Annotated in this window: 12 protein-coding genes; 1 reads left to right on the forward strand and 11 read right to left on the reverse strand. The window is 75.7% G+C overall.

Annotated features, from left to right (window positions below; genetic code table 11):
* Positions 1-132: 132 nt before the first annotated feature.
* From AC24FB_RS01960 to AC24FB_RS02000, 9 genes are all read right to left on the reverse strand, one after another.
* Positions 133-588, reverse strand: coding sequence for a GNAT family N-acetyltransferase (locus AC24FB_RS01960; protein ID WP_425713060.1), 456 nt, complete (start codon positions 586-588; stop codon positions 133-135).
* Between the two features lie 98 nt (positions 589-686).
* On the reverse strand, positions 687-1622 hold the full coding sequence (locus AC24FB_RS01965) for an RluA family pseudouridine synthase (protein ID WP_425713059.1): 936 nt from the start codon (positions 1620-1622) through the stop codon (positions 687-689).
* Positions 1615-2913 carry a signal peptidase II gene (gene lspA, locus AC24FB_RS01970; protein WP_425713058.1) on the reverse strand — a complete coding sequence of 433 codons (1299 nt, stop codon included), beginning with the start codon at positions 2911-2913 and terminating at the stop codon, positions 1615-1617. The genes AC24FB_RS01965 and lspA overlap by 8 nt, the downstream gene beginning before the upstream one ends.
* A gap of 7 nt (positions 2914-2920) precedes the next feature.
* Positions 2921-3679: a DivIVA domain-containing protein gene (locus AC24FB_RS01975; RefSeq protein ID WP_425713057.1), complete on the reverse strand. Its 759-nt coding sequence runs from the start codon at positions 3677-3679 to the stop codon at positions 2921-2923.
* A gap of 246 nt (positions 3680-3925) precedes the next feature.
* On the reverse strand, positions 3926-4228 hold the full coding sequence (locus AC24FB_RS01980) for a YggT family protein (protein ID WP_425713056.1): 303 nt from the start codon (positions 4226-4228) through the stop codon (positions 3926-3928).
* Positions 4229-4232: 4 nt separating this feature from the next.
* A complete protein-coding gene (locus AC24FB_RS01985) occupies positions 4233-4778 on the reverse strand; it encodes a cell division protein SepF (protein WP_425713055.1) in 546 nt (181 codons plus the stop codon).
* A gap of 60 nt (positions 4779-4838) precedes the next feature.
* The gene (locus AC24FB_RS01990; RefSeq protein WP_425713054.1) at positions 4839-5705 is read right to left on the reverse strand and encodes a purine nucleoside phosphorylase YfiH/LACC1 family protein; all 867 of its coding nucleotides are present in this window, start codon (positions 5703-5705) and stop codon (positions 4839-4841) included.
* Between the two features lie 10 nt (positions 5706-5715).
* Positions 5716-7122 carry a cell division protein FtsZ gene (gene ftsZ, locus AC24FB_RS01995; protein WP_425713053.1) on the reverse strand — a complete coding sequence of 469 codons (1407 nt, stop codon included), beginning with the start codon at positions 7120-7122 and terminating at the stop codon, positions 5716-5718.
* A 231-nt stretch (positions 7123-7353) separates the two neighbouring features.
* Positions 7354-8007 carry a cell division protein FtsQ/DivIB gene (locus AC24FB_RS02000; RefSeq protein WP_425713052.1) on the reverse strand — a complete coding sequence of 218 codons (654 nt, stop codon included), beginning with the start codon at positions 8005-8007 and terminating at the stop codon, positions 7354-7356.
* A gap of 22 nt (positions 8008-8029) precedes the next feature.
* On the opposite strand from AC24FB_RS02000, the gene AC24FB_RS02005 reads away from it, so the two are divergent.
* The gene (locus AC24FB_RS02005) at positions 8030-8623 is read left to right on the forward strand and encodes a hypothetical protein (protein WP_425713051.1); all 594 of its coding nucleotides are present in this window, start codon (positions 8030-8032) and stop codon (positions 8621-8623) included.
* On the opposite strand, the gene murC is transcribed toward AC24FB_RS02005, so the two are convergent.
* Positions 8574-9956: a UDP-N-acetylmuramate--L-alanine ligase gene (gene murC / locus AC24FB_RS02010; RefSeq protein WP_425713050.1), complete on the reverse strand. Its 1383-nt coding sequence runs from the start codon at positions 9954-9956 to the stop codon at positions 8574-8576. The two genes, AC24FB_RS02005 and murC, sit on opposite strands and share 50 nt — an antisense overlap.
* On the reverse strand, positions 9949-11007 hold the full coding sequence (locus AC24FB_RS02015; RefSeq protein ID WP_463654098.1) for a UDP-N-acetylglucosamine--N-acetylmuramyl-(pentapeptide) pyrophosphoryl-undecaprenol N-acetylglucosamine transferase: 1059 nt from the start codon (positions 11005-11007) through the stop codon (positions 9949-9951). Before AC24FB_RS02015 ends, murC begins: the two co-directional genes overlap by 8 nt.
* Positions 11008-11039 lie beyond the last annotated feature (32 nt).

Raw genomic sequence — 11039 nt, forward strand, 5'->3', positions numbered from 1 at the left:
GTCGTTCGCTGCCGCCGCTGGTTACTTCCGGTCAGCCGCCGCATGACCGGCTCCGTCGCCGGGATGCCGCTCAGCCGCTCAGCCGCTCCGTCGCCGGGATGCCGCTCAGCCGCTCCGTCGCCGGGATGCCGCTCAGCCGCCGAGCGTGAGCGCCATGTCCTTGTGCCAGATGCCGGCGTCGAGGTAGCGGCGCTCGGACACCAGCGCGTACCCGAGGCCGGAGTAGAAGCCGATCGCGTGCTCCTGGGCCTCGATGTCGACGCGGACGCTGCCGTCGGGCCCCAGGTGCTCCGCCTCGGCGACCGCGTGGAGCGCCTGCATGACGGCGCGGCCCGCGCCCGTCCCCCGCGCCGCGCGGAGCACGGCGACCCGGCCGATCCGCACCACGCCCGGGCCCTCGGGCAGGAGCCGGGCGGTCGCGACAGGGAGCTCCACGCCGTCCGCGCCGGTCGTCACGCCGAGGACGTGGACCGTGCCCGGGTCGGTGTCGAGGTCGTCGATCTCCTCCTCGCCGGGGACCTTCTGCTCCTCGACGAAGACCTCCCACCGCACCCGCCAGCAGGCCTCGAGGTCGGCGCGGTCGGTCACGCGTCGGACGGTGGTGGGCGCGTGGCCGGCCGGCTCGTGCGCCGCCGGTCCGGTCGCGGCCGGCTCGCTCCCGGCCTGCTCGCTTGCCGCCGCTCCGCTCACCGTCCCGCCTCGCGGAGGACCTCCAGGGCGGCCGCGAGGTCGTCCGGGTAGGGCGAGGCGACCTCGACGCGCGCGTCGGTCACCGGGTGCGCGAACGCCAGCCCGACGGCGTGCAGCCACTGCCTCGTCAGCCCGACCCGGGCGCCGAGCGTGGGGTCGGCGCCGTAGGTCGTGTCGCCCACGCACGGGTGCCCCACCGCGGAGGTGTGGACGCGGATCTGATGCGTGCGGCCGGTCTCGAGCCGGATCTCGAGCAGGGACGCGCCGGGCATCGACTCGAGCGTCTCGTAGTGCGTGATCGCGTCCTTGCCGCCCGTGACGACGGCCATCTTGTAGCTGTGCCGCGGGTCCCGGCCGACGGGCGCGTCGACGGTTCCCGCGCTCGGGTCCATCTGGCCCTGGACGAGGGCGTGGTACGTCTTGTCGACGGTGCGCTCCTTGAACGCCCGCTTGAGCACCGTGTACGCGCGCTCCGACTTCGCGACGACCATGAGGCCGGACGTGCCGACGTCCAGCCGGTGGACGACCCCCTGCCGTTCCGGCGCTCCCGAGGTGGACACGCGCCGGCCGGAGGCCGCCAGGGCGCCGACGACCGTGGGTCCGTCCCAGCCCGGTGAGGGGTGGGCGGCGACGCCCACGGGCTTGTCGACGACGACGATGTCGTCGTCCTCCAGCGCGATCGCCATGCCCTCGACGGCGGTGGGCGTCGGCGGACCGGGCGGTCGCTCGGGCTCGGGCAGCGTGACCTCGAGCCACGCCCCCGCGGTGAGCCGGTCGGACTTGCCGACGGGGGCGCCGTCGAGGAGCACGTCGCCGCCTGCCGCGAGCTCGGCTGCGCGCGTGCGGGAGAGGCCGAGCAGGCGCGCGATGGCGGCGTCGACCCGTTCGCCGGCGAGCCCGTCGGGCACCGGCAGCGACCTGACCTCAGGCACCGGGGCGCTCCGTGCCGTCCGCGGCACTGGCGTCATCGACCTGAGCGTCCGGCGCGCCCTCGGCCCGCTGGGCGGCCTCCGCCGCCTCCCGACGACGACGCAGCTCCCGTCGCGTGATCCGCTCGCCCGGGGCGGCGGTCACCGTCGGCGGGGCCGTGGGCGTGGGGGTGGGCGCCGTCGCGGCGGCGGCCGGGGTCGTCGCGCCGGGTGTCGAGCCCGACGACGACGTGGCACCGGCAGGGCCCGACGACCGTGCCGCCGTCGCAGCCGCTCGGTCGGACGCCGGGGCGCCGGTCGCCGCCGCGTCGTTCGTCGTCGTGCTGGTCGTCGTCGTGCTGGTCGCCGTCGTGCCCGAGGTGGCCGCGCCCACGTCGGTCGCGCCCGAACCGTTCGTGCCCGATCCGGTCGCGCTCGCCGCGCTGGCTCCGGCTCCTGTGCTGCCGGCGTTGCTCCCGGTACTGCCGGAGCTGCTCCCCGCGCTGCCGGTGGTTCCGGCCCCGAGGCGGCGCTCCCACCAGGCCTCGGGATCCTCGTCGTCGGAGGCCTGGGCGGTCTGTCCCGCCGTCGCGGCGACCAGCCAGTCGGGGTCGGAGTCGCCGTCGGCCGAGGAGTCGGTGGAGCCCGCCCCTGCCGACCCCGCGGCGCCCGCGCCGGTACCGGCGCTCGTCCCGGTCCCCGAGCCTCGGGCCGCGCGCGAGCCCCCGGCTGCACCGGCGGCCACGGTCGCGGTGTCGTCGTCGTGGCCGTCGCCCGAGTCGGCGTCGGAGGTCTCCCCCTCCTTCGCGTCCGACAGTCGCGTCCCGTCGATCTCCCGGCCCGTGAGGGCGAGCACGCAGATCATCAGCGCCGCCACGACGATCCCGATGTCCGCGACGTTGCCGACGAACCAGTCGTAGTAGGCGAGGAAGTCGATGACGTGGCCCTCGAACGGCCCCGGGTCGCGGAAGAGACGGTCGATGAAGTTGCCGACCGCGCCGCCGAGCAGGAGCCCCAGCGCGATCGCCCACGGCATCGAACGGAGCCGCCGCGCGTAGAAGAGGATGACCACGACCACCACGGCGATGATGAGTGTGAACAGCCAGGTCGTACCGCTGCCCAGCCCGAAGGCCGCACCGGGGTTGAAGACGAGGCGCAGGCCGAAGTATTCGCCGAGGAGCTCGATGCGGCGTCCGTCGGCGAGTTGGTCGAGCGCGATGGCCTTCGTCACCTGGTCGATGACGGCGACGGCGGCCGCCAGCCCCAGAAGGAGGGACAGCAGCCGCCGTGACGCGCCGGGTGCGGCGGTGCTCATGGGGCGGTCAGATTCCGCTCTCGCGGCTGCCGGTGCCACCCTCGACGGTGCTGAGGAGCTGGTTGAGGTAGCTCTTCAGACGCGTGCGGTAGTCGCGCTCGAACGTGCGCAGCTCGTCGATCTTCCGCTCGAGGAGCGAGCGCTCCTGCTCGAGCTGGGACAGCGTGCGGTTCGAGTGGGCCTCGGCCTCGCTGACGATCCGCTCGGACTCCGCCTGGGCCTCGGAGACGAGCCGCGCGGACTCGGCCTGGCCGTCGGCGACGTACTCGTCGTGCACCCGCTGGGCCATGGCGAGCATCCCGGCGGCCGAGTCGGGCGTGGTCGAGGCGGTGGCCGGCGCGGCAGCGGCTGCGGCCGGGGCGGCGGTGTCCGTGGCCTCGGGCTGCTCGGCGGGCGCCTGCGGCTCGGCGGTGGCGGCCGCGGCGTAGGGCTGCGGCGTGGCCGGCGGGGTGTCGTGCACGGAACGGCGGGTGGGCGCCGCGGCGACGACCGGCGTCTCCGCGGTGTCGTGGGTGGCGGGCTGCTCCTCGGCGTCTGCCTGGTCCGCGGCCGACGTGTCGGCCGGAGCCCCGGACGAGAGCTCCGCGACGCGAGCCTCGGAGGCCTCCAGGCGCGCCTTGAGCTCCTCGTTCTCCGCGTAGACGGAGCGGAGGGTGTCCACCACCTCGTCGAGGAAGTCGTCAACCTCGTCCTGGTTGTATCCCTCGCGGAACTTGGTCGCCTCAAACTTCTTGTTGAGGACGTCGTCGGCGCTGAGCAGTGCCATCTCGTCTCACCTCGATCTTGGTCGGTCGTGGCTGGACGCCACGCGCGTCCGCGCCCCAGATTACTCAGAGGTCGGCGGAAGCATCGGACGCCGGGCCGGAGCAGCCCGTGCGGGCGCGCCGGATCGGCGTGGTCGTTGCGCCGGTCGCGGACCGGCTCGGGGCCGGTCGCGGTCCGTTCGCCTCCCACTCTCGGGCCGCTCCACCGGCGCCGGCGTGGTCGACCTGCCCTCCGGGTCGACCTGCCCTCAGAGCAGGGCGACGGCGAGCAGCGGCAGCACGAAGCCTCGGAGCAGCTGGACGCCGAGGAACAGGATGATGAAGCCGAGGTCGAGGGAGACCTGGCCGATGCGCAACGGCGGGATGAACCGCCGGATGAACCGCAGCGGCGGGTCGGTCAGCCCGTAGACCAGGTTGGCGACGACGAGCACGAACCCCGTCGGCCGCCACGTCCGCGAGAAGATCTGCACGAGGTCGAGGACGACCCGGGCGAGCAGGACCAGCAGATAGAGGAAGAGGACGAGGCTCAGCGCGTCGAGGACGATCCGCACGTCGTCAGGCGCGGGCGAAGTCGAACCCCGAGCGGGGCGACTCCTCCTCGGCGTGCGTCACGGCCACGCTGCGGGGCGCGAGGATGAACGCGCCGGGCGAGACCTTCTCGAGCACGCCGCCGAGAGCCATGGCGAGGCCGGCGGAGAAGTCGATGAGCCGGCGCGCGTCGGCCTCCGAGATGCCCTCCATGTTGAGGATCACGGGGGTGCCGGAACGGTAGGCGTCACCGACCGCCGGCGCGTCGTTGTAGCTCGTGGGACGCATGGTGACGATGCGGGAGAGCTCGACGTCCACGGGGGCCTCCTGGCGGGCGGGTGCGAGGCGGGTGATGTGGGTGACCTCGGCGTGCCGCTCGTACGGCTCGGCCGGATGCTCGCGGGTCTCGTCGGCCTCGCGGCGGTAGTCGTCGGAGCGGCGCTCCTCGGCGGGGCGACGGTCCTCACGACGGCGGTCGGCCGGCTCGTCGTAGCCGCCCTCGCCCTCGTACAGGTCGTCCTGCGGCTCGGCGAAGGAGAGGTACTCCATGAACTTGCGCATGGTGCCGGGCATGGGGACTACTCCTCGATCGAGACGGCCGGCGGAGAGGTCGCTCCCGCCACGTCACAGACGCTAACTGCTGGAGGTCGGCGTGGCAGGTTCGACGCGCCGGGCGAGTCCCGCTCCGACCGTGACGATCCCCGCGAACCGCCCCGTGCGCCGCTCCCCCGCGTGGGTCGCGCGGCGGTAGGAGTACAGCGCCTCGTCCTCATAGGTGCAGGCGTGCTCGCGGGTCACGCGCGTGACACCGAGGGCGTCGAGCTGGGCGTGCACCGCGGCGGCGACGTCGAGCCCCGGCGTCCCGTCGCGGGTGGTCGACCCGGCCGCGGGGTGGACGGCCGCGACCTCGTCGCGCAGCGGCGCGGGCACCTCGTAGCAGCGCCCGCAGATCGAGGGACCGAGGTGGGCGGACAGGTCCGAGGGTGCGACGCCGGCGTCGGCGAGCGCCTCGAGGGCGGCCGGGACGGCCCCGGCGACGAGGCCCGCGCGGCCCACGTGGACCGCGGCGGCGGCGCGGCCGGCACCGTCGGCGAGCAGCAGCGGGACGCAGTCGGCGACCATGACGCCGACCGACACGGTCTCGCCCGCGCGCGGGAGCGCGACGAGCACGTCGGCCTCCCCGACCGTCTCGCCGAACGCCTCACCGGCGGTGGGGGCGGGCGTGTCACCGGCGGCCGTGGCACCGGCGCCCGCTCCGGCGACGATCCGCACGGCCGTGCCGTGCACCTGGGTCATCCACGCGACGGGCCCGCCGACGAGCTCCGTGACGCGCTCGCGGTTGGCCCGCACGTGACCGGGGTCGTCCCCGACGTGCGGGCCGAGGTTGAGGCCGCCGGACGCGGCCGCGGCCCACGGCGGCGTCGAGACGCCGCCGTGGGCCGTGGTGAACACGCCGTGCGCCGCCGGGCCGAGGTCGGCGGCGCGGACAGGGACAGACATGCGACTCGGTCTACTTGAGGAAGTCGGGGATGTCGAGGTCGTCGTCCCGGGTGTCGGTGTCCGGGAACACGCGCGGGACCCGGTTGCCGTTCGGGGCGGGACGCTGCGGACCTGCCGGGGCCGGGCGGCCCTGGTAGCCCTGCTGCCCCGGCTGTCCCTGGCCGCCCTGGTAGGCGTCCTCGGCCTGCCGCTGCTCGCCGCGGGCCTCCGCGAACCGGGGGTCGCCGTAGCCCTGCTGGGCCGGGGCGTCGCCGCGCTGCGCCTCGACCGGCTGGTCGGGCGCCTGGCCGGCGGCCTGGGCGGGCACCGGTGCGGGACGCTGCTCGGCCGGCGCCTGCTGCTCGAAGACCGGGCGGGACCCGGCCTGGGCGCTCTCGCGACCACGCTGGGCGCCCGCGTCGGCGTCGGCGGCGGGACGCACGGCGGCGAGCGGCCGGCGGTTGACGGTGGACTGGGCACCCGTGGGGCCCACGCCCTCGTCGAAGCCGGCGGCGATGACCGTGACCCGCACCTCGTCGCCGAGGGCGTCGTCGATGACCGTTCCGAAGATGACGTTCGCCTCGGGGTGCGCGGCCTCCTGGACGAGGCGCGCGGCCTCGTGGATCTCGAACAGGCCGAGGTCGGAGCCACCCTGGATGGAGAAGAGCACGCCGTGCGCGCCGTCGATGGACGCCTCGAGCAGCGGCGAGGAGATCGCCCCCTCCGCGGCGTCGACCGCGCGGTCGTCGCCCCGGGCCGAGCCGATGCCCATGAGCGCCGAGCCCGCCCCCTGCATGACGGACTTGACGTCCGCGAAGTCGAGGTTGATGAGGCCCGGGGTCGTGATGAGGTCCGTGATGCCCTGGACACCGGACAGCAGCACCTCGTCCGCCGCGTTGAACGCGTCGAGGATCGAGACGTTCTTGTCCGAGATCGAGAGCAGCCGGTCGTTCGGGATGACGATGAGCGTGTCGACCTCGTCGCGCAGCGCCTCGATCCCGGTCTCGGCCTGGAGCCCGCGGCGCCGGCCCTCGAAGCCGAACGGGCGGGTGACGACACCGATGGTCAGGGCGCCGAGCGAGCGGGCGATGCGCGCGACGACCGGCGCGCCGCCGGTGCCGGTGCCGCCGCCCTCGCCGGCGGTGACGAAGACCATGTCGGCCCCGCGCAGGACCTCCTCGATCTCCTCCTCGTGGTCCTCGGCCGCCTTCTTGCCGACCTCAGGGTCGGCGCCGGCGCCGAGCCCGCGCGTGAGGTCGCGACCGACGTCGAGCTTGACGTCCGCGTCCGACATGAGCAGGGCCTGCGCGTCGGTGTTGATGGCGATGAACTCGACGCCCTTGAGGCCCGCGTCGATCATGCGGTTGACGGCGTTGACGCCACCGCCGCCGATGCCGACGACCTTGATGACCGCCAGGTAGTTCTGCGGTGCTGCCACGTTGTTCCCCTCGTCCGTGCCTGACCTTCAACCTCGACTTGAAGGTGAGACTTCTGTCCTTGTCTGGCGCAGGGAAGGTAGTCGCGACGCGAGGGTTCATGGGGAGCGACGCGCCACGAGAATGACAACGGTGTCGTTCGACGTGCGGTGCGCGGGGCGTGGGGGTCGGAACCGCGCCCGGCACGACGTCGCGCCGGGAGGCGCGGTCGGCCCCGGCCGGTTCGCGCCGGCTCAGCCGCCCGTCGTCGGGCGCGTGGGGATCGACACGTCGTAGCGCGAGGACGGCGACTGCTCGATGAGCACGAGGAGCACCTCGGACTTCAGGGTCGACTCCTCCGAGCTCCCCCACAGCACCTCGGCGCCGTCGGTGAGGGTGAGCGTGATGACGCCCTGCGCGGAGACCGCGGCCGACGCCACCTGGGAGCGCAGCTCGGTCGGCATCTCGCCGAGCGCCTCGAGCAGGGAGGTGAGCGCGCGCGTGCCGTCCTCGGGGTCGTCGGGGACGTCGACCTGGGGCAGCGTGCCGTCGGGCTCGTCGACCTGGGCGACCTCGGTGCCCGTGTCGTCGAGCAGCGCCCACCCGCCGTCGACCTGCGTGACCGCGACCGGCACGCGCGGGGTCACCTCGATCTCGAGCCCGGTCGGCCAGGCGCGTACGACCTCGGCGTCGGCCACGCCCGGGAGCGCCCGCACGGCCTCGTCGACGGCCTCGGTGTCGACGCGCGCGAGCGGCGTGCCGACCTGCGGGTCCGCGGCCGCGGAGACCTCCGCGAGGTCGACGTACGGGGACTCGGCCGTCGTCGTCGCCTCGACGTCCTCGAGCGCGGTGAGCGGGGAGAACAGGAGGGCCCAGGCGGCGCCGAGCAGCACGACGAGCGCCACCACGCCGATGATGATCCGGCGGCGCGTGAGCCGGCGCGCGGCGGTCTCCTTCTCTGCGCGGCGCTCCGTCAGCGACGCGGTGGGTCGCGCGGGACCGCGGCGGCCCCCGCGCGCATGGACGGGCGGGGCGGCCGGCGTCGAGGAGCCGCTCGAGGTCCTGGTCGCCGAGGAGCCGCTCGGGCTCGTGGTCGTCGCAGTGGCGCGGGACTTCCCCCTCGCGCCCGACGACGACGCCGCGCCCCCCGATCCGCCGGCCGCCGTGGCGGAGGAACCGCCCGACCTCCCGGAGGCACGCCGGGCCACCGACGTGCCGGACGAGCCCGTCGCCCTGGCCTTCCCGTTCTTCCCCGACGCCCCCTTCGTCCCAGGCTCCCCGGTCGTCCCGGACGCCGACGCCGGTCCGGCCTTCCCGGACGCCGCGGCCCTCCCGGCCTTCCCGGACGCACCGGCCTTCCCAGCCGTCCCGGAACCGTCGCCGGACGTCGCAGCGCCGTCGTCGCCCGCCTGCGGGCGCGACCCTGTGCGCCGGGGCGGAGTCGGCTCACCCCGCCGCGGCGGTCGGGGCGCCCTCACGTCCGTGCGCCCAGGTGGTCGAGGACGACCGGGCCGAGCTCGGTGACGTCACCGGCCCCCATGGTGAGCACGAGGTCCCCCGGGCGTGCGGCGGCCGCGATCTCGCGGGCGGCCTCGTGCCGGTCGGCGACGAACCGACCGTCGGACATCCGCGCGGTGACGAGCGAGCCGTCGACCCCGGGCTCGGGGTCCTCCCGCGAGGCGAACACGTCGGTGACGACCGCGAGGTCGGCGGCGGACAGCGCGGCCGCGAACTCGGCGGCGAACGCGCGCGTGCGGGAGAACAGGTGCGGCTGGAAGAGGACGAGGACCCGCCCGCCGTCGGCGGCCACCCGGGCGGCGGCGAGCGTCGCGGCGACCTCGGTGGGGTGGTGCGCGTAGTCGTCGACCACACGCACTCCCCCGGCCTCGCCGCGGGGCTCGAACCGGCGGCCGGTCCCGCGGAACTCCCCCAGGGCCGCGGCGGCGTCCGCCAGGTCCACCCCGAGCTCGACCGCGACGGCGACGCAGGCGGCCGCGTTGCGCAGGTTGTGCACCCCGCCCACGGCGAGCTCGAGGGCGGCCGAGCGACCGGCCACCTCCACGCCGCCGCGGGCGCCGTCGACGCTCGGCTCCCCCACCCTCAGCGCGACGTGGGCCTCGGCACCCTCGACCGCACCCGTCGTGCCGTACGTGACCACCCGGGCCCCGCGCGCCGCGGCGGTGGTGGCGAGGCGGCGGGCGCCGTCGTCGTCGGCGCAGGCCACGAGAAGCCCACCGGGGCGGATCCGGTCCGCGAACTCCTCGAAGGCGGCGTGGAACGCCTCGGCGCTGCCCCAGTGGTCGATGTGGTCGACCTCGATGTTGGTGACCACCGAGATCCGCGGGGCGTAGTTGAGGAAGGAGCCGTCGGACTCGTCGGCCTCCGCCACGAACGTGGTGCCGCCACCGAGGTGCGCGCCGGGGCCGACGCCGACGACCGAGCCGCCGATGGCGTAGGACGGGTCGAGGCCGGCGCCGCGCAGGGCGACCGCGAGCATCGCGGAGGTCGTCGTCTTGCCGTGCGCGCCGGCGACGGCGACGAGGTCGAGATCCTCGGCGACCAGCTGCAGCGCCTCGCTGCGGTGGAGGACCGGCAGTCCGGTCGCGCGCGCGTGGGCGAGCTCGGGGTTGGTCTCGCGCACGGCCGTGGAGACGACGACGGTCGCGCCGTCGGGCACGTGCGCGGCGTCGTGGCCGACGTGGACGTCCGCCCCCGCGTCCGCGAGGGCGGCGAGCACGGCGGAGTCCTTGGCGTCGGAGCCGCTCACGCGGGCTCCGCGGGCGAGGAGCAGGTGGGCGACGACGGACATGCCCGCGCCACCGATGCCGACGAGGTGGAAGGCGCGGGTCTCAGCCACGTGCCACCGCCGAGACGAGCGCGGCCAGGGGCCCGGCGCCGTCCCCGGGGCCGGCGGACGCGGCGGCGTCGCCCATCTCCCGCAGGCGGTCCGGGTCCGCCAGGAGCGGGGTCACGGTCTCGCGCACGGCTGCGGGCGAGAGGTCGGCGTCCTCGACGACGATCCCCCCGCCGGCGGCGACGACGTCCGCGGCGTTGAGACGCTGCTCCCCGTTGCCGTGGGGCAGCGGGACGTAGATCGCGGGCAGGCCGAGGGCGGAGAGCTCGGCGACGGTCCCGGCGCCGGAGCGGCAGACGACGAGGTCGGCGCAGGCGAGCGCGTGCTCCATCTCGCCGAGGTAGTCGAGCACGTGGTAGTCGTCGTGGCCCTCGACGGCCGCGCGGACCGGGGCGTCCTTGTCGCGTCCCGTGAGGTGGAGGACCTGGGCGTCGGCGAGGTCTCCCGCGCTCGCCGCGAGGGTCTCGTTGATCCGCTGGGCGCCCAGCGAGCCGCCGGTGACGAGCAGGACGGGTCGGTCGGGGTCGAGTCCGAGTGCGCGGGCGCCGGTCTCCCGTGCAGCGAGGCGTCCGGCCTCGTCCGCCCGGGCGGCGACGAGGTCGGCGACGGCGCGGCGCAGCGGGAGGCCGGTGACCTCGGTGCGCCCGCGGCGTGCGGCCAGCGGGGTCGAGGCGAAGGTGAGGGCGACGGCGGCCGCGGTGCGCGCGCCGACCTTGTTGGCCAGGCCCGGCCGCGCGTTCTGCTCGTGGACGACGACCGGGATCCCGGCGCGGCGGGCGGCGAGGTAGGCGGGCGTCGCGACGTAGCCACCGAACCCGACGACGACGTCGGCCGAGGTGGCCTCGATCGCGGCGCGGGCGGCGCGCACGGCCGCGCGCAGGTTCGTCGGCAGCCTTAGGAGGTCGGCCGTGGGTCGCCGGGGCAGCGGGACGCGCGGGACCGGGTGGAGGTCGAGTCCGGCGGCGGGGACGAGACGGGACTCCAGCCCGTCGGCGGTGCCGAGCGCCGCGCAGCTCGCGCCGTCCTCGGCCAGCGCCGCGGCGGTGGCGAGCATGGGGTTGACGTGGCCCGCGGTACCGCCGCCCG

Source organism: Georgenia sp. Z1344 (assembly GCF_057652375.1).